The organism is Micromonospora sp. MH99, from assembly GCF_021442385.1.
Lineage (GTDB): Bacteria > Actinomycetota > Actinomycetes > Mycobacteriales > Micromonosporaceae > Micromonospora.
Genome location: NZ_MUZA01000011.1, coordinates 105,928 through 126,810 on the forward strand (window position 1 = coordinate 105,928; position 20,883 = coordinate 126,810).

A 20,883-nucleotide genomic window follows, 5' to 3' on the forward strand; every position below is an offset into this window, starting at 1 on the left:
TCGAACGTCATCCGACCCAGCGGCGGCGTCGGTGGGTCGCTCAGGCTGCCGGCAGCAGCAGCGTGAACGTGGCACCCGCACCCGGAGCGCCGGCCACCGTGATCGACCCCTGGTGCGCGTGCGCGACCTGCTGCACCAGCGCCAGGCCCAGCCCGAAACGGCGGCCCGCGCCGGCCGTGCCGTGCGCGAAGCGCTCGAAGAGCCGGTCCGCCTCGGCCGGGTCGAGGCCCACACCGTCGTCGGTGACCTCGACGGACACCTGACCGGCGTGCCGTCGCACGGTCACGGTGACGTGCCCGCCAGCGGCCACGTGCCCGATCGCGTTGTCCACCAGGGCGGTCGTCGCCCGGCGCAGCGCCGTGCGCGCTCCGACGACCGGGGCGGTGCCGGAGGTCTCCACGCGCAGCTCGACCCTCCGCTCCCGGGCGTACTCCCGCATGCTCGCGACCACCTCGCGGGCCACCTCGCTCAGATCGACGACCGCGGCCGGTGGCGGCTGATGCTCGGCAGCGGCGGACACCAGCAGGTCCTCGACCACGTCGCCGAGCGCCCGGGTGTCCGCCACGAGTTGGTCGAGCTGGTCGGTGAGTCGCGCCGCCGGCTCCGTCTGGGATCGTCGGGCCAGCACCTGTGCACGGGTGTGCAACACGGTGAGCGGAGTGCGCAATTCGTGCGAGGCGTCGGCGACAAAGCGGCGTTGCAGAGTCAGCGCGGTGGCCAGGGGCGCGACCGCCCGTCGGGCGAGCAGCGCCGCGGCCACCACCGCACCTGTCAGGCCGGCCAGTTCGGCGACCAGCAGCGCGATGCCGAGTTGCCCCTGGCGTTGACGCAGCGGCGCGAGGTCGGCGGCGACGGCCCAGCGGCTGCCGTCCGCCCGGTCGGCGACCAACACCCGTACCCGCTGGTCGTCTCCCGCATCCGTGTCGAAGCGCCCCGGCTGCCGTTCCAGCGCATCGCCGAGGACGCGGGTCAGCTCCGGCGAGGCGCTCTCGGTCACCTCGGCGGCACCGGAGCCGGCCGCCCGATGGGCCAGGAACTCGCCGGGCGGCGGGTCGTCGGTGTCCTCGGCCATCGTGAGCACCTGCGCCAGTTCGGTGTTCAGCGCCCGCGATTCCTGCCGACTGGTGAGGACGAACATCAGCGCACCGACCAGCAGCAGCACCACGCCGATCGCCCCGGCGGTCTGCGCCACACTGCGCCGTCGGGCCTGAACCAGTCGGGCCTCGTCCACGCCGTCAGACCGCGCCGATCCGGTAGCCGAGACCGTGCACCGTACGGATCGCCCCCCGACCCAGTTTGCGACGCAGGTGGTGCACGCAGGCGTCGACGCTGCCCGGCGCGTCGGCGTGGTCGAACGCGCTGCTCAGCAGCTCGGCACGCGTGAAGACCTTCGTCGGCCGGCCGGCGAGGGCGCGCAGCACGGCGAACTCGCGGGCGGAGAGCGGAATCTCCTCGTCCTCGTCGAGCACCTGTCGGTTTCCCACGTCCAGCCACCGTCGCCGCCCCAGCGGCAACCGGCCCGCCGCGTCCTGGTGTCGACGGCGCAGTGCCCGCAGTCTGGCCAGCAGTTCAGGGACCTCGAAGGGCTTGACGAGGTAGTCCTCGGCACCCGCGTCGAGCCCTTCCACCCGGTCGTCCAGGGTGCCCCGGGCGGTGAGCAGCAACACCGGGCACGTCACACCCCGCGCCCGCAACCGGGTGACCAACCCCAGCCCGTCCAGCACGGGCAGCCCTCGGTCGACCACCAGCACGTCGTAGTCGCGGGCCAGGGCACGGTGCAGGCCGCTCTGCCCGTCGCCGGCCACCTCGACCTCGTACCCCTCCTCGGTGAGCAGGTCGGTGAGCAGCGCGCTCAGCGCGCCGTCGTCCTCGACCAGCAGCAGGCGCGGGCGGTCAATCTCCACCCGCCCAGTATTCCCCCTGGCCACGATCCCGCTTGGGAGGCTCAGAACTCCTCGTACACCGCCGGGTCCTGGTCCGCGAGCCGCCCGTCCGGGCGGCCCAGCGCGGTGATGGCCTCGACCTGCGCGTCGCTGAGCGTGATGTCGAAGACGTCCAGGTTCTCGATCTGCCGCTGCGGCGACGCGGCCTTGGGCAGCGGGATCACCTGGCGGGCCACGTGCCAGGCGAGGATGGTCTGCGCCGGGCTGACGCCGTGGGCGTTCGCGATCTCGGTGATGACGGGATGCCGCTGCAGGTCGTTGCCGTGGCCGAGCGGGCTCCAACCCTGCACGAGGATCCCGTGCTCCCGGTGGTAGGCGAGCGCCTCCCGCTGCGGGAAGTACGGATGCACCTCGATCTGGTTGACCACCGGAGCGACCCCGGTCTCGGCCACCAGCCGATCGATGTGCTCGGGCAGGAAGTTCGACAGACCGATGTGTCTCACCAGCCCGCGCTCCCGTGCCTCGATGAGCGCGCGCCACGCCTGCACGTACCTGTCGACACTGGGGTTCGGCCAGTGGATCAGGTACAGGTCGATCCGGTCGAGGCCGGTGCGGAACACACTCTCCTCGATCGTCGTCAGCGCCTCGTCGAAGCCGTGGTGCCGACCCGGCAGCTTCGAGGTGACTACCAGGTCACCGCGTACGTCGCCCGCCGCGCGAGCGGCCCGACCCACCGCGCCCTCGTTCTCGTAGTTCACCGCCGAGTCGAGCAAGCGGTAACCCGCCCGGATCGCCTGCCCGATCGCGTCGACACCCGCCGAGCCGTTCAGCCGGTACGTGCCGAGCCCGATCGCCGGCAGTGTGGTGCCGTCGGCGGCCGTCAGGTGCGGAATCGTCATGATCGAAACCCTACCCGCGCGAGCCGCCCGCGGGCCGTGCCTCCCGCCCGGACGGTCCCTCAGGACGACCCGTCACCAGTGGGGGCGTCTCGGATGGCGAGCGCGGCCTGGATGAGGGCGGCGTGGGTCAGCGTCTGAGGGTAGTTGCCGAGGTGGGCGCCCGTCGCGGGGTCCACCTCCTCGGGGTAGAGGCCGAGTGGGCTGGCGTAATCAACAACGGCCTGGAACAGTTCGACGGCCTCGCCGCGACGCCCGGTGCGGGCAAGTCCCTGAACGAGCCAGAACGAGCAGGGCAGGAACGCGCCCTCGGTGCCGGGGAGGCCGTCCCGGCCGGGCGGATAGCGGTAGAGCAGCGGACCGCCGGCGGACAGCCGACCCCGGATGGCGTCGATGGTGCCCCGTACCCGGGGTGACCCGGTCCCGTCCAGGCCGAGCAGCGGCAGGACGAGCAGCGCCGCGTCGAGGTCCTGCGACCCGTAGCTGCGGACGTAGCTGGCCGCCGTCGGGTCGAAGCCGCGCGTGCGGACCTCGGCGGCGATGGCGTCCCGGGCCTTCTGCCAGCGCCGACGTTGGCGCTCGGGTAGGCGGTGCCGGTCGGCGATGGCCAGGGCGCGGTCCAGCGCGAGCCAGCCCATGAGCTTGGAATGGACGTGGTGGGCGGGCTCGCGTACCTCCCAGATGCCGGCGTCCGGCTCCTGCCAACGACCGGCGACGACGTCGGCGAAACCGCGCACCGCCCGCCACGTCTCCGGGTAGAGGCGGTGTCCGGCCTGAGCGAACGCCCAGGCGGCGTCGATCACCCAGCCGTAGCCGTCGAGCTGGTGTTGGCCGGCGGCGCCGTTGCCGATCCGCACCGGACGGCTGTCGAGGTAGCCGGGCCAACCGACCAGTTCCCGTTCCGCCGGCACGTGCCGGCCGTGCAGGGTGAGCAGCGCCGGCAGGCGTGGCCGTTGCAACCGGCTGGCGTGCAACAGCCACGCGAGGAAACCTCGGGCCTCGTCGGTCTTGCCGACGCTGAGGAAGGCGCTCACGCCGATGCTGGCGTCACGGGGCCAGACGTAGCGGTAGTCCCAGTTGCGTACCCCACCGGGGTCCTCGGGCAGTGACGTGGTGGGCGCGGCCACCGGCGCTCCCGACGGCGAGTAGGTCAACAGCCGCAAGGTGAGCAGGCTTCGTGCGACGTGTTCGCGGAACGGCAGCCGCTCGTCAATCTCCGCCGTCCACGATCGCCACCGGGCCTCGTCCGCGACGAGCAGTTCCCAGGCGACAGTTGGCTCGACGTGGATCACCGGTTCGCGGTGCGCCACGGCCAGCACGAGGGTGACCGGCCGGCCGGGCCGGACCGTGATCGAGGTGGGCCGACCCGGTTCGATGCGGAACCTGGGCGTGCTGTCCAGCGCGACCGCGAGCGCCCCCCACTCACACACCAGGCCCTGGCGTCGGTGGTGGACCCGGGGCCGGCGGCGCCGAGCGCCAAGGCGGGGATCGAACTCCACCACCGCGTCGACCGCCGACTGCTCGGCCGACAGTCGTCGCACGACAAGTGTCGTGGGCAGCAGACGACCGCTGACCTCGGCCACCATCGCCTCCGTGAGGCGGAGCCGGCCGCCGCCCACCGCCCAGGTCGTCTCCAGGGTGGCGGTGTGCTGCCGGTAACGCCGCTCGACGACAGTGGCCGGCCCGGCCGGGCCGACCCGGAACGTTCCCGCGTCCGGGCCCCCGACCAGTCTGCCGAACAGGGGATCGCCGTCGAAGTGGGGCACGCAGAGCCAGTCCATGCCGCCGTCACTCGCGACCAGGGCGGCCGTACGCGTGTCACCCAGCAGACCGTAGTCGCCGATCGGCGGCCTATCGGTCATGGAGATCGCCCCGTGACGACTCGGGTCGGGTCACCGGGCTTGCAGGAGCAGCCCGAGAAAGACCCCGTAGACGACGTGGACGACAGCCGTGACCACGGGAGTCTGGATGCCGTAGTTGACGGCGAACAGACCGGGCGGCTCCAACACCGCAGTGCTGGCCGGCCCCGCTCGCTGCGAGGCCATCCGCGGGTGGACACCGGGAAGCAGCGGCAGAATCACCGTCAGCGCGATCCCGACGTGCACAATCCCGAACAGCGCGCCGATCCACCAGGTTGCGCGGTGCAGCAGCGCGAACGCGGCCGCGTAACCGAGGGCGAAACCCTGACCGGTGCAGAGGTGCAGGAAGAACCCGACGACCCGCGCCCGATCGGGATCCTCGGTGACGAAGGTCCCGAGCACCAGGGGAAGGTCGAGCCGCGTGAGGCCGGCCAGTTGAGCGGTGATCATCGCCGCGGTGAGCGCCGCGGTGGCCACCAACCCGAACAACGCCCATCCGGCCCAGTCCATCTCAGCAGTCGACGACGTCGCGGGCGTTCTCGGTCATCGGTCCACCCTCCGGCTGAGCAGCGTGAATCCCACGGCCCGGACCGGACACCCGCCCACCGGGTGCCCGGTTTCTCACCATAAGCCACCGGACCTTCTGCACCGACCCGCTCGCGCAGACGCCCCTCGACGAGTTGGCAGCGCGACGGGGCAGCCAGACAGGGCCGTGCCCCTACCTCAAGCAGGATCTCCACCACGTCAGCACGCAGCGACCGGGTGGCGAGCGTTCTTCGCACGTGATGGGCTGCCGCTCTCAACCGTGCGTCAGCCGAGGTCGCCTTCGATGGCCGTCTCGTACACCGTCTCGACTGGCCGGGTCGCCTTGACCATCGAGGCGAGGTACTCCCGTGTCTCCCGATCGGTCGAGTAGATGATCGTGCCCTTCATCCCGCGCGTGAACAGGACCTTGTAGGTGTTGCGGATCAGCAGATCCGCTTCGGCATCGCTGACCGTCTTGCGACTGCGGAACGCCGGATCCTTCGACTCCTCGCGTCGGGTCACCAAGTAGCCGTCCCTGGCAACCAGGTCCGGCCCGATGATGACGCCCGACCAGTCGTACTCGAAGCCCTGCGCCGTGTAGACGCAGCCGACCTGGCCGAAACCGTTCGGATCCGTGGCCCAGAACGCGCTGCCTGGTGCATCTCCGACGCTGCGGTCGCTCTTGACGTTCCATGGCCGCGACCAAGCGCTGATCTGGACATCCGGCACCAGGCTGTCGTCCGGACGCGGATCGCTCCACGGCCAGCAGTACCCAGCGGACATTCTGGCGTTGACGCCGGACGCCTGTCTGCTGGCGAGGAAGGCTTCCATCTCCTCCGGAGACTCTGCGAGACGCAGGTCGACCCTGCCGTCGCCGGTCCAGACCGACGGCTCACCCCCGTCGAGACCGAGAAAGTCGACGACCCATTGCTCGTACGTTTCGCTGCCTCCGCAGCGGAACTGGCTGTGCAACGACACGACCTCAACCTCAAGGTCGAGTTGCCTCGCGTACGACGAGATGACCTCGACATTGCCCAACTCTCCCGGCTTCACCACTTGGTGCTCGTCGAGTAAGAAAACCGGCACCCGAGCGGCGGCGATGAGTTCGTCAATCTGCCGACGAGACTTCTCCCGCTTGGCTTTCGGGGTGAACCGGTTGACTGAGGTCTCCCGGATGCGGTGGGCCTCGTCGCAGATCAGGACGTCCAGCCCGTTGCGTTCGGCGGACATGAAGCTGTTGAAGTAACCAAAAAGATTCTTCAGCCGGGTCGACCCCTTGCCGGCGTACCGACGCAATGTCTGAGTGAACGACCGCGAGCCGGTCGCGTGCATGACGGAGCGGTTCTGACGTGCCAACTCACCGAGCACCGACAGCGCGATCACACTCTTGCCGCTGCCCGGTCCGCCCGAAACGACCACGACAGACTTGCGATCCGCCGATCGCGCCCGCTCAACGGCGTGTAGGACCAACTCGTACGCCACACGCTGCTGGTCCAGCAGCGTGAAGTGCGAGCGGTCCTTCAGCTCCTGTGCGGCGTACCTGAGTAGATGGCGGCTGGGCCGGACAGAGCTGGTCAGGAAACGGTCTGCGGCGCCTGCGCCTGATGCTGGGGCTAGGTGGCTACGTAGGTAGTCGAGAAACTGGCCACGCCGCTGTTTCGTGAAGATCCGGCTCTGCTCGGTCGCCGGCCGGTCGAACAGGTCACTGATGTCGCGGTCGACCGCGTTGTGCAGGTAGGCGACCCCACGCACCGGGTGGTGATGCCCGGCGAGGATGCCGAGGAAGTCCGTCAGGTACTCGCAGTACTGCTCGACCTGGACGCCGGGATGCAGCCGCGGGCCACTCGCGTGCTCGATCGCCACGAGTGTGTCGGAGCCCTCGTAGGACTCGGCGTAGGACCACTGCTTCAGCTCTACAACCACGTACGAGTCGTCAGACGTCCTCGGGTCCACACCAGCCAGCACCACGTCGACCCGCTTGCTGGTCAGCGGTAGCTGGTACTCGATGAGCATCTCGACCCGGCCCAGCCCTGCGTCGGCGAGATCCTGACCCAGCACCTCAAGGCTCCGCGACCAGGCACGGCGTTCCGCCGGGCTCACGTTGCGGCCAATCTGCTCGACGATCCGGTCCGCGAGTGTGCCGCTGCCGACCAGCCGCAGCAGACCATCGGCGGACGTACGGAACGCTGACAACACTTGCCCCCGGGCAGCACGAAGTGATCGTGCGCATGGGGGGCGTGTCCGGCAGATGCCGGAAGCCCGTCGTGACGCGCTCCTACGTGATGGACTGTAGCGAAGAGATCAACTCAGCGCCATGGTGGCGCTGCCGCCAGCTATCGCTTCGCGGCCGACCCGCGAGCCTGGTCGACCGGGTAGCGACGAGCCACTTCCTCGAGTTTGCTCGAAGCCGCCTCGACCAGGTCGATGCCGAGGACATCAGCGAGCCGGGTTAAATAGATCATCACGTCGCCGATCTCGGCCTTGACCCGGTCACCGGCCGTTCTGTCGGACATGACGGCCTCGGCTTGCTCAGGTGTGAGCCACTGGAATTCGGCGATCAGCTCACCGACCTCACCGGCGAGAGCCATCGCCAGGTTCTTGGGCGTGTGGAACTGCTGCCAGTCCCGCTCTTCGGCGAACGCCCGTACGTGGCCTGTCAGGTCATCCATGGCTGGGAGCATCGCAGATGTCATGTACCGCCCGCGTTCTCCTACTCGGGGAGGCTGGCCGATTTCACGGCGGCTGTGAACATGAGCCAGGCACGGTGCTCGAAGCGAAGAGCTGGCCCGTCAAGATGTTTGGAATCGCGTACGGCGACCAGGTCGGGCATGTTGGTGGCGACCTCGACGCAGTCGCCGCCGTTGTCGCCACTGCGGGTGCTCTTGCGCCAGACGGCGCCGGTCAGGTCAGTCATGCCGCATCTCCCCAGCGATCCGCTTGATCATGTCAGTCGATTCTGCCTCGCTGAGGGCCAGCGCATCCAGCCCTCGCCAGACGCGCTCGTAGGCGGCCAACTCGTCAGGCTTGTCGAGGTACAGGGCACCGGTCAACGACTCGCTGTAGACCACGGACGGTTCCGGCGCGGTACGACCGCCCTTGGTCGCCGGGAAGTCGAGGATCACGAAGGATCCCGCAACCGCGCCAGGCTGTGGGCCTGCTGCCAGGGGCAGCACCCTGACGCTGACGTTCGGTAGCTCGCACAGCTTGGTGAGGTGAGCGAGCTGCTCGGCCATGACCGGCGAGCCGCCGACGCCACGTCGAAGCACCGCCTCAGACAGCACGGATTCAACCCCGGGGGCTGCCGGCAAGCGCCGAAAGAGCAATGCCTGCCGTTGAAGTCGGACCTGTACCGCCCGCTCGCGATCCTCCTCATTTAACATCCCGCCAAGGCGATAGAGCGCGCGAGCGTACTCCTTCGTCTGAAGGATCCCAGGGATGAGCGACTCGTCATAACGGCGGAGGTGGGCGGCGGCGGATTCCAGACCGACGTACAACTCGAACCAGTTCGGCACCGCGTCCCCGTACGCGTGCCACCAGCCCTTCGACTTTGTCTCCACGGCCAGCCCGCGCATCGCCTCGGTCATCTCGGGCGACACCCCGTACAGCTCGCACATCGCCTTGACGTCGAGCACCCGGACGGAGCCCTGGCCGCATTCGAGGCGCCAGATCTTCTGCCGGCTGTATTCGAGGGCCTCGGCGGCGGCGTCGAGGGTCACCCCGGCCTCGTTGCGGAACTGCCGCAGCAGTCGGCCGAGCTGCCGACGCGGCACTGTCGATCCGATGTCTTCGGGCATCCGCACACTCCCTGGTTCCATAACGCAACGCTGCGTCACGTGCTCATGCAACTCCTACGGGTTTCAGCAAAGAAAGTCAATGCACACCGGCGAAATTGCGGTTTAGAACGTTGCGTTTCCACTGCGGACTGTCGCAGGCTGGTCACAGCACGGCGGCCGTCCGGTCCCCCCGAACGGCCGCCGTGCCTCCCAGCGCACCCCTCGCCCCTCCGCATGAGGAAGGCAGGCAGACATGAACGCCAGAAACCAGCGACCGGAGCCGAGCGGCCGAACGGCGTACTGCTCCGCCCCGTACACCAGTCTGTTGCCGTGGCAGGTGCGTGAGCGCCGCTTCGCGCCGGTCGGGCTCGGACGTCGCGGACTGAACCCCGACGACGTGTACGCCTTCCTCGACCGGGTCGCCGCCGACATGGCCGCCGTCTACGCTGCTCTCGCCGAGAGCCGCCTCGAGACGGCCCGGATCAAGGCCGGCCTGCGTCGCCGGCAGGCCGACCACGCCGGTGCCCGCAACGAGCAGGGCCGGGCCTGATGAGCCAGCGGTACGTCATCCACCTGCCCGTCGTTGCCAACGACCTGTCTGCCGCGCAACGCCTGGCCCGGGTCATCGGTCGGTGGATGCTGGTGCTGCCGATGGCGGACCCGGGGGAGACCACCGTCTCCGAAGAGGATCAGCAGTTCCTGCGCCACCGGGTCTTCTGCGACCTGCTGATGCCCGGTGGCCGGCGCTGCCTCCTGCGCGACGGACACGACGGCGCCTGCTCCCGTCGGCTGCACCGCTGACACAACCAGTCTGCGACCTGCTGATGCCTGGCAACGCCGCTGCCTGCTCCGCGCCGACGACCACGGCCCCTGCTCCCGCCGTTTCATGCGGCGTTGCTGTCAGTACGAGACCGACCTCGAGGGAGATCGAGGGCGGCGCGGGGCTGATCTATGCGGGAAGGTACGGGCCCGTGACGGCGCTATCGCGGTGCCTCGATGGTCCACTCCAACTGGCCAGCTTTCACGCCCGGACGGTATTGCTGCATGTAGGCATCGCCGGTCTCCAACGACCGCGCCACACCCTCCAAGAGTTCTGCGATCGACGCCGGCCAGCGGTCGAAGCCGGTGCCACCCTCCGGATAGAACTCGCCCACCCTGCCGTGTCCACCGGGACGCTGGTCGACCAGCAGGCAACCACCATCGCCCGCCGTCGCAAACGGCACGAAGGCTCGGTGCCACCAGTCATCGTCCAGCGGTCCGCCCGCCAGGACGGAACAGCTGACCTCCCAGTCGGCCACGATCTGGTCCAGTGGCAGAGGTCGATAGAACGGTGGCAGATCAAAGCTGTCAACCGCCGCGACCCCGTCATGCCGTCGCAGCGACGCCACCAGATCAGGCGGAAACGGGACCGACATCCGCGCCTGTAGCGCGGCGATCCGCTCCGGTGGCGCGGCCGGCCGCAGCGAGGCGCGTGTGCGGGGCGCGTGCGCCGCTAACCATTTCTCGATGCGTTTCCAGGCAGCGTTGACCCGGGCGGTGGTCGCAGCGTCGGGCTCGGCGGCGACCGGGGTTCCGGCGTACTGGGGGCAGACCGCGGAGGCAGCCGGTCGGGACGGCGCCTTCGCATAGCCCGTGTTGGGGACAGCGCGGTAGGACGGAAGTGGTTGGCGCACGGAAGGCACCGGCGTCGGGTTGATTTGCACCAACGCGTCGTTGCCGCTGGTGCGATCCGATCCGAAGGTGGTGAGGGCGCAGAGCACCAACACCAACAGCAGAAAGACCGCGAGCAGGACGATCAGCAGCCGCTTGCCGCTGACCGTCGAGGGTGGCGCGTCCTGGTCACGCCGCGCCGCCGGCACCGCGTCGCTGGACGCCGACGTGGCGACAGCACCTTCGGACGAATCGTCGGCAGCCACCGCCCTACCGCTGGTCGCCCGCAGCACCGGGTCGAGCCAGCCGGCCGCCTCCGCGCGAAACAGCTCAGGCTGGTCAGCCGCGCCGGCGGGAATTCGACCCGCCAGCCCGACGGGCAATCCGGTGAGGTCACCGCCGTCGCCGATGGCGATTACGGAGGCGGAGAGGCCACGGCTGGTGAGGGCATCGAGGGCAAGCGTCGTGTGATTGGTCGAGTCTGGTCCGGAGTCGGTCACTACGACGACGGGCGCCTGCAGCGCCCAGGCCAGATCCGCGAGGGTCCAGCCGCCGCGGCCCAGCGGAACGAGGAGCCCGTGGGCGGCGCCCACCAGGATCAGACCATGGGTCCGTGCCAGGGCTCGGGTGATTCCGACGAGGTCGTCGGGGCGTGGCGCGTCGATACCACCGGCACGCACCTCGACGTACGTAGCGAGGTTGTCGCTCAGCAGCTGACGAGAGGCGCTGTCGTCATGCCGGCCGTCGGCGATATGAAGTACCGCAACTCGCCCCTTCGACGCCGCGGAAATGGCTGCCGCAGCCACTTCCCAGCTCACGCTTGTCGAGGTAGCGGCAACTACCCACGGTCCACCATTCGGCCAGGACAACCAGTCCTCCCCATGATCACGCCAACCCTAGCGAACCAGCCTCACTCATATGACCCCCCGCTCCATCGACGGCTGGACGCCGCGTACACCCCGCTGCTGCGGTGGCAGGTGCGCGAGTGCCGCTTCAAGCTGGTCCGGCTCGGGCGCCGCGGCCATGAGCCCGACCACGTGTACGCCTTCCTCGACCGGGGCGCCGTGGACATGACGGCCGTCCATTCGGCCCTGGGCCCCAGCCGGCGGGAAGCCGCCTCCGCCGCGGAGGCGCTGTGTCGCGACCAGTCCGACCGCGCCGACCGGGGGCCCGTGGCATGACCGAGCGGTACGTCATGCGCCTTGGCCGCGAACGACCTGCCCGCCGCGCAGCGTCTGGCCCGGGCCCCTGTGCCCGCCGCCTGCGCCGCCGACCCGGGTTCGCCCGATCGGGATGAGGCGGGGTCACCTCCCGTGCCAGGAGGCTGTCGAGGTGCCAGTTCGTTCGGCACCGGAGCGGTGAAGTGTGCGATAGCGGCCCATTGAGGTCAGGGGCACGTAACTGACGGTTCGAAGGCGATCGGGCAGGAGAGGAGAATCAGGTGGAATACGAGGATTTTGTCAATGCAGTGGCGACGCGGGCGAAGGTGTCGACCGATCAGGCGGCAACGCTCTCCCGTGCGACGTTGGAGACATTGGCAGATCGGATCAGCGCCGGCCAGGCTGAGGACCTTGCCTATCAGCTTCCCGACGGGCTCGACGATCACCTGCGCAAACCGCCACCGCTTAGAGGGCAGGAACATGCCCAGTCGTTCGGGCTCGATGAGTTCGTGCGGCGGGTGGCGGACCACCCGGCCATCGACCGTGCGCTCGCCGATGCCGGAGTCCGCGCGGTGCTCACCACGTTGCGTGAGGCTGTTTCCCGTGACGAGTTCGAGGACGCGATGGCCCAGCTTCCGAAGGAGTTCCGGCAGGTGACCGAACCGGTTGGTGCCGGTGGCCGGCAGCGTCGCGGGTAGCACTGCACGGACCGCGCGGCGCACCCCAACTCGTCCGTAAGGCGAACTGGTGAGCTACGCCGAATTTCTCGATGCGGTGGGGAAGCGGGCGCGGATGCCGGCGAACGTTGTCGGAGCCACGCTGACGACCATGGCATGCCGGTCGCCCTGATCCCGGCGAGCATCTGCACGCACCCGCCGAGGCACGCCAGGTCGGGTGACGATGCGGGAGTTCGCGGCGCCCGCACACCCGGCCCGGCTCCAGGCTGCGCATGTCATCATTGCCGTCAGGCGCGGAGCACCGACCGAGAGAGTGGACCTACCGCCTTGAGCTTGTGGGCGCGTCGTAACGGTTCAGCGTCCAGGCCCTGCGGTGATGGGACCGGGCAGCGTCATCGACTACCAGGATCGCGCAAGTCGGGGAACCCGGCTGAGTAGGTTGCGTCCACGAGCTCCTGAAGATGGCGGATGACGTCGACCTTCTGCTCGGTCTCGGGCAGTTGCCGTTCGCCAGTCGGCACCAGGTCGTTCCGCCAATGACTGACGATCTCCAGCTGTGCTGCCGCGGGCAGGTCGTCGACCCACAACGACCCGAGGTTGTTGTCGACGATCTCCTGCAAGCGGTCAGCGGTCTGCCTGTCGGAGAGACGAGAGATCAAAAACTCCAGCGTCCAGTCGAACAGCCCTCCCGATGAGGTCCAGTCGACGCCGGGTTTCAGCACGATGAGGCCAGCCATCACTTCCCCACGATGAATACTCGCGGACCGAGGTTTCGATCCGTGATGAACTGTTCGATCCGGGCAACCTGTTCCCGGCTGAACTGCGACACGTCCACCGGCACCAGGTCGGCTTTGTCCAAGTGCCGTTCGATCTGATACTGCAGTTGCGGCCACTGGCGGTCAAAGAACTGCGCCGGGAAGTTGCCCACCGCATCGTAGGTCCGGCCAGCTTCGTCCACCCAGTCGGCAGAGGAGGCTGGGGGAGCGCGGTGAAGTGTCACACTCATTTCCTGCTCTAGCCGGACCGCTGTCTCTGCCTCGCCCGGACGGAACCTTCCGGTTGCCGGATCCATGCCGAGATCGTGGATCCGTTGCTGCTCCGGCGCGACATGCGTTGAGGGCTCGCGAGGCGGCTCAGGTTCGGGCGTGCTCCGGCTGGGTGGTGATGCTCCTTTCTGAAGTCGATCCAGCGCCTGCTTGAGCTTGTCGATCAGGTCGCCGAGCCGGCGCACCTCCGGGATCAGCCGTCGCAGGCTGGCCAGCAGAGCCCGAAGCAACCGCGCGATCCGCGCCCCCCACGACGCCACAAGCGTCGTCACCTGCTCCACGACCAAGGGCGTGGCGAGGCCGGCGGTGACGACGAGTTCGCCCGCGTACGAGATGAGGCGGGACACGCAGGTGGCGATGGCGTCGCGGACCAGGAGCCGGACGGCGGCCACCAGGCCGGCGGCGCCTTCGGTGATCGCCGCCATGGCGTCGGCCCCCTGGGCGAGGCCGGCGATGGCCTGCTGTTGTTCGTTGGCCCAGGCGCGGTAGGCGGGGCCGGCGCTGCCGCCCCACCCGGCGACGTCGGCACGGACGGCGGCGGCGAGGTCGGCGGCCTCGTCGCGGAGCGAGGCGGCGACGTTGCGCCAGGTCTGGGCATGTGCGGTGATCTGCGCGGGGTCGCCGGCGAGCCAGTCGAGCGCCTCGCTGAGCGGCTTGACGTGCTCGATGAGCCAGGCGATCCCGTATTGCAGCAGGGCGCCGACCGGATCGGAGACGAAGGCGAGGGCGTCGAGGCCGGCACTCACCACACCGAGGCTGCCGTCGATCCAACTGCCGTTGCGCACGCCCTGCGCGATGAGGTCGATGTCCTCGCAGATCCACACACCCGCCCAGGCGCTGGGCGGGGTGTCCGCCGTGGCGGCGACGAGCGGGTTGGACGTCACGGGCGCTGCCGCACCTCGTCGAGCAGGTGCTTGGCGCGGGCGTCCGAGTGTCGGTAGTGGTCGCCGCTGGTCCGCAGCTTGCCGGCGGTGTCCCGCACCGAGCCGGCGGCGGCGCCGATGCCGTCGACAAGGGTCCGCTGGAGTCCGTCGAGCAGCATCGGCATCAGCGCGCAGAGCTGCCCGTACGCGTCGGCGCCCAAGCGGACGTGCTGGCCCGCCTGCTGGGCGGTGTCGAGGCTGCCGGCGCAGCGGTCGAGGCGGGCGGCGTGGGCGGTCAGGTCGTCCGGGTCGACCTGGATGCCGTCACCGCCGGGCATCGCTCGGCCCCTGATCGTGGCTCAGCCGGCTGCGGTAGGAGTCGATGATGGCCCGGGCGCTCGCGTCGTCGCCGAGGGACGCCGCGGTTACCTCACCTACCTGCCGCAGCAGGTCGGCGCGCGCGGCTCTCGTGGTGTCCACGATCTGCTGGGCGGTGCGCGCCGCTGGTTGCTGCCGGGTGCGCTCGTCGAGCCACAGGTCGATCAGCAGGCCAGCCGAGTCGACGGTGACCTGGACCGTCCGATCGGGCGTGTGGGCGGTGCCGGTCAGCTCCCGCATCCGCGTCGACAGCGTCTTTGCCCGTTCCGCCCGTTCGGCGAGCGACGACTCCCACTCGTCGAGCCGGCGCCCCGCCGCGTCGAGCGCAGCGTCGTCCGCCCACATGCTGACCCTCCCCAGGGGACCACCACCGGCCGCCGCCAGCGAGATCACCGGTACGCTACCAACCGGTGGCGTTCCGTGTATGCCCCGACTGCCGGGCCGGCCAGGAGAGACGTTCGCCTCGTACCCGAATCCGGGCCAGGAGACGGTCACGTCCAGGAAGATTGCCTCCGTGACGAGCAACAATCCGCTGCGGGGGTGGTCCGCCCGAACTGCCTGGCAGGGACGGGTCAACGCCCCGCTGCGCGCGTTCCTGCGCACCGAGACCGGCGGCGCGCGGGTGGTTCTGGTCGCCGCGGTGGCGGCGCTGGTGTGGGCCAACCTGGACGTGTCGTCGTACGAGTCGCTCTGGAGCACCTCCCTCTCGATCCAACTCGGCGACTGGCCGCTGTCCCACGACCTGCGTACCTGGGTCAACAGCGGCCTCATGACGTTCTTCTTCCTGGTCGCGGGGCTCGAGTTGCGTCGCGAGTTCGACATCGGCGAGCTGCGGGATCGGCGGCGACTGGCGCTGCCGATGCTGGCCGGGTTCGGCGGCATGCTCCTGCCGATCGGGATCTATCTGGCGATCAACGCCGGGCGTCCCACCGCGGCGGGCTGGGGCGCGGTGATGGCAACGGACACCGCGCTCGCGCTCGGCGCGCTGGCCGTCTTCGGGCCGCGCTTCTCGGATCGGCTGCGGGGTTTCCTGCTGACCGTCGCTGTCGTCGACGACGTGGTGGCGATCGCGGTGCTGGCGATCGCGTACCCGCATCATCCCTCGCCGACGGCGCTGCTCGTCGCGGCGGCGATCTTCGGTGTCGTTCTGCTCGTCCGGGGCGTCGGCGTGCGGTTCGGGCCGGTCTACGCGCTGCTGGGGGTGGCGGCCTGGGTCGCCGTCTCGGAGTCCGGTGTCGACCCGGTCGCGGTGGGCCTGGTGATGGGGCTGCTGAGCTACGCCTACGCTCCCGGCCGCGGCGACCTGCAGCGGGCGAGCGACCAGTTCCGCCTCTTCCGGGAGCAGCCCACCCCGCAGCTCGCCCGCATGGCTCAGGCGGGGCTCACCGCAGCGCTGTCGCCGAACGAGCGGCTGCAGACGCTCTACCACCCGTGGGCCAGCTACGTGATCGTGCCGCTCTTCGCGTTGGCGAACGCCGGGATCGTGATCGACGGAGAGCTGCTGACCAGGGCCGTCACCTCCCCGGTCACGCTCGGCGTCGTGGTCGCGTACGTCGTGGGGAAGCCGGCCGGGATCGTGGCCACGTCGTGGTTGGTGGCCCGGCTGAGCGGCAACCGGTTCCGGCCGCCGGTCGGCTGGCTCGCCGTCGCGGGGGTCGGCACAGTGTCCGGCATCGGGTTCACCGTCGCGCTCCTGATCGCCACCCACGCCCTGAGCGGCCCCGCCCTGGATGAGGCGAAGTTCGGCATCCTCGTGGCGACCGTCGGTGCGTCAGTTGTCACCTGGCTGGTGTTCCGCTGGATCGCCCGGCTCTCGCCGGCACGGCGTGCGCGCGGGCTGCTGGGCGTCGCCGAGGCCATCGTCGACCTGAAGCTGCCTGTCGATCCGGAGCGCGACCACATGCGCGGGTCGCTCGACGCGCCGGTGACTGTCGTCGAGTACGGCGACTTCGAGTGTCCCTACTGCGGGCAGGCCGAGCCGGTGGTCCGGGAACTGCTCGCCGACTTCGCCAACATCCGGTACGTCTGGCGGCACCTGCCGCTCACCGACGTGCACCCGCATGCCCAACTCGCCGCCGAGGCCGCCGAGGCGGCAGGCGAACAGGGCGCGTTCTGGGGGATGCACGATCTGCTTCTCGCCCACCAGGACGCGCTCGGTCCCGCCGAGCTGCTCGGTTATGCGGAGCAGCTCGACTTGGACCTCGACGGGTTCCGGGAGCACATGGCGAAGCGGATGGGCGTCGACCGGATCGCCGAGGACGTCGACTCCGCCGACCTCAGCGGCGTCACCGGCACCCCGACGTTCTTCATCAACGGCCGGCGCCACCACGGCGCGTACGACATCGCCGCGCTCTCGGCGGCGGTGAAGTCGGCGTTCGCGAGCGTGCGCCTGCGACCCGAGTACCACAGTCGCGAGCCTGACCAGCGCCGGGACAGCTGACCGAACCGCCCGTGGGCCCTTGACGTGCGGCGCGCCCTAGCATTGCGCGCTGGGGAGTCGCCTCCCACCGCCAACGGGCCCAGTGAGGTGTTGTCATGACGTTCACCACCAGACCGACCCTGCAGGGAACCTTCGGCATGGTGTCGTCGACGCACTGGCTCGCCAGCCAGTCCGCGATGGGGGTCCTGGAACGCGGCGGGAACGCCTTCGACGCCGCGGTGACCGCCGGGTTCGTCCTGCACGTCGTCGAGCCCCACCTCAACGGCCCGGGGGGCGAGGTGCCGGCCATCGTGGCGACCGCCCAGGATCCTCGCCCGAAGGTGCTGTGCGGGCAGGGCCCGGCGCCGGCCGCCGCGACAATCGCCCACTTCCGGTCCCTCGGCATGGATCTCATCCCGGGGGCCGGTCCGCTCGCGGCGGCCGTGCCGGGCGCGGTGGACGCGTGGCTCCTGCTGCTGCGCGAGCACGGCACGTTCACCCTCGCCGACGTGCTGGAGCCGGCGATCGGCTACGCCGCCGCCGGTCACCCCCTGGTGGGCCGGGTCGGTGAGACGGTGGCGGCCGTGCGGTCGCTGTTCGAGGAGCACTGGCCGACGTCCGCCCAGCTCTGGCTGCGCGACGGCCGGCCACCGGTGGCGGGGGAGCGGTTCACCAACCCGGCGTACGCGCGCACGCTGCGCCGACTCGTCAAGGCCGGACAGGCCGCCGGCGGCGACCGGGAGGCGCAGATCGAGGCCGCGCGCCGAGCCTGGGGTACGGGCTTCGTGGCCGAGGCGATCGACGAGTTCAGCCGGCGGCCGTTCCGTGACTCCAGCGGCCGGGCACACGCGGGGCTGGTCACCGGCGACGACCTGGCCGCGTACTCGGCGACCTGGGAGGCCCCGACCACCCTCGACTGGCAGGGCTACTCGGTGGCGAAGACCGGGTTCTGGGGCCAGGGCCCGGTGCTGCTCCAGGCGCTGGCCGTCCTCGACGCGCTCGACGACGACGGCGCGTACGACACGGCCACCGCCGCCGGCGTCCACGCCCAGGTCGAGGCGCTCAAGCTCGCGTTCGCCGACCGCGAGGCGTGGTACGGCGACAGCGCCGACGTGCCCGCCACCGCGCTGCTCTCCCCGGCGTACGCGCGGGAGCGCGCGGGGTTGATCGGTGACCGTGCGCCGGCCGAACTGCGGCCCGGGCGTCCCGCCGGGGCGCAACCGCGCCTGCCGGCCCACGTCCGACGCGGCGCCGGCAGCCGCGTCGACGCGTCGGACCCGACCACGGGGGAGCCGACGGTGCGCTCCGACGGGGTGACCCGGGGCGACACCTGCCACGTGGACGTCGTCGACCGCTGGGGCAACATGATCTCGGCGACGCCCAGCGGTGGCTGGTTGCAGAGTTCGCCCACGATCCCGGAACTCGGCTTTCCGTTGGGCAGTCGGCTGCAGATGTTCTGGCTGGAGGAGGGCCTGCCCTCGTCGCTCGTACCGGGCCGCCGACCGCGCACCACGCTGAGCCCGACCATGGTGCACCGTGACGGCGAGCCGGTCCTGGCGTGCGGCACGCCCGGCGGTGACCAGCAGGACCAGTGGCAGGTGCCCTTCCTGCTGCGCCACCTCGTCGGCGGTCAACACCTCCAGGAGGCCATCGACGCGCCCGCGTGGCACACCGTCAGCCTGCCGGCGTCGTTCTATCCCCGCGACTCGGAGCCCGGCGTCCTGCTCATGGAGGACCGGTTCGACGCCGACGTGGTGACGGCCCTGCGGGCGTACGGGCACGAGGTGCGGCTCGTCGACGCGTGGAGTCTGGGCCGGCTCTGCGCCGTCAGCCGGGACCCGGGCACGGGCGTGCTGGCCGCGGGCGCGAACCCGAGAGGTATGCAGGGCTACGCCTGCGGCCGGTAGCGGTCAGGCGCCGCGCGCGAACAGCGCCAGGCGTACGCGGTTGGGGCTGTCGGTCTTGGTCATGAGGCTCGTGATGTGGGTCTTGACGGTGGTGACGCCGATGTGGAGGCGTTCGGCGATCTCGCTGTTGGACAGGCCCTCGGCGACCAGGGTCAGCACGTCCTGCTCGCGGGCGGTCAGCCCCTGCACGGGTCGGGGCGGCTCGGCGCGGGCGTGCACCGCGCGTTGGACGAGGCGGTGCAGCACCTCCGGAGTGAACGGGCTGTCGCCCGCGGCGGCCCGGCGGATGCCGTCCAGCAGCTCGGTCGGTGGCGCGTCCTTGAGCAGGAAGCCGCACGCCCCGGCACTCAGCGCGGGATAGAGGTGGTCGTCGTCGCCGAACGTGGTCAGCACCAGCACCCGGGTGGCGGGACGCTCGGCGAGGATCCGCGACGTCGCGGTGATTCCGTCGACGCCGGGCATGCGCAGGTCCATGACGACGACGTCGGGGAGGAGCCGCGCGGCGAGGACCACCGCCTCGCGGCCGTTGTCGGCCTCGCCGACGACCTCGATGTCGGGCTGCGCGTCGCACAGCATGCGCAGACCCGCGCGGATGAGGTGCTGGTCGTCGACCAGCAGGACGCGGATCACGCCGGCCTCCGGGTGGGTGTTCCGGCCGGGGCCGCGCGGGCCCGGGGCGCCGCATCGGCGGCGGTCTCGGGAAGCGTGTTCGGCAGGACGGTCCGCACACGCCAGCCCGTGCCCGTCGGGCCCGCCTCCAGCCGGCCGCCGAGCACCTCGACGCGTTCGGACATGCCGGTGATGCCGTGGCCGCCGCCGGCCGGCACCGGCGTCGGCGCGCTGTCGCCGTCGACGCCGCAGCCGTCGTCGGTGACCTCCCAGTGCACCGCCCCGTCGCGCAGGGCCACCACCAGGTGCGCCCGCGCGGCCGGCCCGGCGTGGCGTGCCACGTTGGTCAGCGCCTCCTGGGTCAACCGCAGCACCGCCAGGCCACGTACCGCGTCGAGGGAACCGATCGCCGCGTCGATGTCGGCCTCGACGGTGATGCCGGCCTGGCGGGCCCGGTCGACGGCGGCGCCGAGCGCCGAGGGGAGCGCCGAGGGCTCGATCGCGGTCAGCGCGGCGTCACCGCGTACCCCGTCGGGGTTGCGCAGCACCGCGACCAGCCGGCGCAGCTCCGCCAGGGCCGCGGTGCCCGTGCCGTGCACGTCGTCGAACACCTCGTCCACCCGGGGGTCCAGGTCGGTGAGGACGTGCCGGGCCACACCGACCCGCAGCACCATCGACGCCACGTGGTGGGCGACGACGTCGTGCAGCTCGCGGGCGATGGCGCTGCGTTCGTCGGCGCGCGCCGCGCGGCTCTCCGACTCGCGCCGCCGCTGCTCGGCAAGCGCCCGCTCGACGGCCTGCCGGCCCAGCTCCCGGTTGGTCCGGATGACCAGGCCGAGCAGCACCGGCACGCCGACCTCCAGGGCCAGTCCGACGACGCCGGAGGCGACCTGGCGCAGCGGGTCGCCTATCGAGTCGGTCAGGTCGACCACGGCCAGCAGCCCGGCGCTCAACCAGATGGTGCGGGCGCGACCTGCTCGCATGGTGACCTCGAGCAGGGCCCAGCTCGCCCCGACCTGGTTGATCGTGATGTCGTCGATCAGGCAGATCGCGGCCGCCAGCAGCGCGGCCTGCGCCACGAGGTTGACCACCGGCCGGCGGTACGCCAGGAGCGCCACGGCGAACGCGGCCAGCGCGAGGGTCCACTGCATCGGCGTCGGCCCGGGGCCGGAGTGGGGCACCAGAAGCAGATAGCTCAACCCGCTCAGGTCGAGCAGCACCATCCGCACGCGCGCGTC

General features: G+C 70.7%; 22 protein-coding genes. 6 read left to right on the plus strand and 16 right to left on the minus strand.

Going from position 1 to position 20,883, the window contains the following annotated elements:
• Nucleotides 1-40 precede the first annotated feature (40 nt).
• From B0E54_RS08815 to B0E54_RS08855, 9 genes are all read right to left on the minus strand, one after another.
• Nucleotides 41-1,231, minus strand: a complete 1,191-nt coding sequence (locus tag B0E54_RS08815; RefSeq protein ID WP_234582786.1) for a HAMP domain-containing sensor histidine kinase — start codon at nt 1,229-1,231, stop codon at nt 41-43.
• Nucleotides 1,232-1,235: 4 nt separating this feature from the next.
• Complete coding sequence (locus B0E54_RS08820; protein WP_234582787.1) at nt 1,236-1,904, minus strand: response regulator transcription factor; 669 nt, start codon at nt 1,902-1,904, stop codon at nt 1,236-1,238.
• Nucleotides 1,905-1,945: 41 nt separating this feature from the next.
• Nucleotides 1,946-2,782: an aldo/keto reductase gene (locus B0E54_RS08825; protein ID WP_234582788.1), complete on the minus strand. Its 837-nt coding sequence runs from the start codon at nt 2,780-2,782 to the stop codon at nt 1,946-1,948.
• Between the two features lie 59 nt (nt 2,783-2,841).
• Nucleotides 2,842-4,641 (minus strand): glycoside hydrolase family 15 protein, encoded by a 1,800-nt coding sequence (locus B0E54_RS08830; RefSeq protein ID WP_234582789.1) that lies wholly within the window; start codon nt 4,639-4,641, stop codon nt 2,842-2,844.
• 30 nt (nt 4,642-4,671) lie between these two features.
• Nucleotides 4,672-5,148, minus strand: coding sequence for a hypothetical protein (locus B0E54_RS08835; RefSeq protein ID WP_234582790.1), 477 nt, complete (start codon nt 5,146-5,148; stop codon nt 4,672-4,674).
• 300 nt (nt 5,149-5,448) lie between these two features.
• Nucleotides 5,449-7,359, minus strand: coding sequence for a DUF2075 domain-containing protein (locus tag B0E54_RS08840; protein ID WP_234582791.1), 1,911 nt, complete (start codon nt 7,357-7,359; stop codon nt 5,449-5,451).
• A 137-nt stretch (nt 7,360-7,496) separates the two neighbouring features.
• Nucleotides 7,497-7,832, minus strand: coding sequence for a nucleotide pyrophosphohydrolase (locus B0E54_RS08845; RefSeq protein ID WP_234582792.1), 336 nt, complete (start codon nt 7,830-7,832; stop codon nt 7,497-7,499).
• Between the two features lie 41 nt (nt 7,833-7,873).
• Nucleotides 7,874-8,077: a DUF397 domain-containing protein gene (locus B0E54_RS08850; RefSeq protein WP_234582793.1), complete on the minus strand. Its 204-nt coding sequence runs from the start codon at nt 8,075-8,077 to the stop codon at nt 7,874-7,876.
• Nucleotides 8,070-8,957, minus strand: coding sequence for a helix-turn-helix transcriptional regulator (locus tag B0E54_RS08855; protein WP_234582794.1), 888 nt, complete (start codon nt 8,955-8,957; stop codon nt 8,070-8,072). The genes B0E54_RS08850 and B0E54_RS08855 overlap by 8 nt, the downstream gene beginning before the upstream one ends.
• 232 nt (nt 8,958-9,189) lie before the next feature.
• Between B0E54_RS08855 and B0E54_RS08860 the strand changes: the two genes are divergently transcribed.
• Both B0E54_RS08860 and B0E54_RS08865 read left to right on the plus strand, forming a co-directional pair.
• On the plus strand, nt 9,190-9,486 hold the full coding sequence (locus tag B0E54_RS08860) for a DivIVA domain-containing protein (RefSeq protein WP_234582795.1): 297 nt from the start codon (nt 9,190-9,192) through the stop codon (nt 9,484-9,486).
• Entirely contained in the window at nt 9,486-9,737 is a 252-nt protein-coding gene (locus B0E54_RS08865) for a hypothetical protein (protein WP_234582796.1), read from the plus strand. The genes B0E54_RS08860 and B0E54_RS08865 overlap by 1 nt, the downstream gene beginning before the upstream one ends.
• 179 nt (nt 9,738-9,916) lie before the next feature.
• Here the strand turns inward: B0E54_RS08865 and B0E54_RS32750 are convergent, their stop codons facing one another.
• The gene (locus B0E54_RS32750) at nt 9,917-11,404 is read right to left on the minus strand and encodes an SMI1/KNR4 family protein (RefSeq protein WP_234582797.1); all 1,488 of its coding nucleotides are present in this window, start codon (nt 11,402-11,404) and stop codon (nt 9,917-9,919) included.
• A gap of 63 nt (nt 11,405-11,467) precedes the next feature.
• Between B0E54_RS32750 and B0E54_RS08875 the strand changes: the two genes are divergently transcribed.
• Both B0E54_RS08875 and B0E54_RS08880 read left to right on the plus strand, forming a co-directional pair.
• The gene (locus tag B0E54_RS08875) at nt 11,468-11,767 is read left to right on the plus strand and encodes a DivIVA domain-containing protein (RefSeq protein WP_234582798.1); all 300 of its coding nucleotides are present in this window, start codon (nt 11,468-11,470) and stop codon (nt 11,765-11,767) included.
• A 260-nt stretch (nt 11,768-12,027) separates the two neighbouring features.
• Nucleotides 12,028-12,444 (plus strand): DUF2267 domain-containing protein, encoded by a 417-nt coding sequence (locus tag B0E54_RS08880; RefSeq protein WP_234582799.1) that lies wholly within the window; start codon nt 12,028-12,030, stop codon nt 12,442-12,444.
• A 371-nt stretch (nt 12,445-12,815) separates the two neighbouring features.
• Here B0E54_RS08880 and B0E54_RS08885 read toward each other — a convergent pair whose 3' ends face one another.
• The 4 genes from B0E54_RS08885 to B0E54_RS08900 are packed head-to-tail and all read right to left on the minus strand — an operon-like array spanning nt 12,816 to nt 15,055.
• The gene (locus tag B0E54_RS08885) at nt 12,816-13,160 is read right to left on the minus strand and encodes a hypothetical protein (protein WP_234582800.1); all 345 of its coding nucleotides are present in this window, start codon (nt 13,158-13,160) and stop codon (nt 12,816-12,818) included.
• Nucleotides 13,160-14,353 carry a WXG100 family type VII secretion target gene (locus B0E54_RS32755; protein ID WP_234582801.1) on the minus strand — a complete coding sequence of 398 codons (1,194 nt, stop codon included), beginning with the start codon at nt 14,351-14,353 and terminating at the stop codon, nt 13,160-13,162. The genes B0E54_RS08885 and B0E54_RS32755 overlap by 1 nt, the downstream gene beginning before the upstream one ends.
• Nucleotides 14,350-14,670, minus strand: a complete 321-nt coding sequence (locus tag B0E54_RS08895; protein WP_234582802.1) for a type VII secretion target — start codon at nt 14,668-14,670, stop codon at nt 14,350-14,352. Before B0E54_RS08895 ends, B0E54_RS32755 begins: the two co-directional genes overlap by 4 nt.
• Nucleotides 14,657-15,055 carry a YbaB/EbfC family DNA-binding protein gene (locus tag B0E54_RS08900; RefSeq protein WP_234582803.1) on the minus strand — a complete coding sequence of 133 codons (399 nt, stop codon included), beginning with the start codon at nt 15,053-15,055 and terminating at the stop codon, nt 14,657-14,659. The genes B0E54_RS08895 and B0E54_RS08900 overlap by 14 nt, the downstream gene beginning before the upstream one ends.
• A 169-nt stretch (nt 15,056-15,224) precedes the next feature.
• Between B0E54_RS08900 and B0E54_RS08905 the strand changes: the two genes are divergently transcribed.
• Nucleotides 15,225-17,150, plus strand: a complete 1,926-nt coding sequence (locus B0E54_RS08905; RefSeq protein ID WP_234582804.1) for a Na+/H+ antiporter NhaA — start codon at nt 15,225-15,227, stop codon at nt 17,148-17,150.
• Nucleotides 17,151-17,245: 95 nt separating this feature from the next.
• Nucleotides 17,246-19,036, plus strand: a complete 1,791-nt coding sequence (locus tag B0E54_RS08910) for a gamma-glutamyltransferase family protein (RefSeq protein ID WP_234582805.1) — start codon at nt 17,246-17,248, stop codon at nt 19,034-19,036.
• A 3-nt stretch (nt 19,037-19,039) separates the two neighbouring features.
• Here the strand turns inward: B0E54_RS08910 and B0E54_RS08915 are convergent, their stop codons facing one another.
• Nucleotides 19,040-19,666, minus strand: coding sequence for a response regulator transcription factor (locus B0E54_RS08915; RefSeq protein WP_234582806.1), 627 nt, complete (start codon nt 19,664-19,666; stop codon nt 19,040-19,042).
• Nucleotides 19,663-20,868 (minus strand): sensor histidine kinase, encoded by a 1,206-nt coding sequence (locus B0E54_RS08920; protein WP_234582818.1) that lies wholly within the window; start codon nt 20,866-20,868, stop codon nt 19,663-19,665. Before B0E54_RS08920 ends, B0E54_RS08915 begins: the two co-directional genes overlap by 4 nt.
• Nucleotides 20,869-20,883 lie beyond the last annotated feature (15 nt).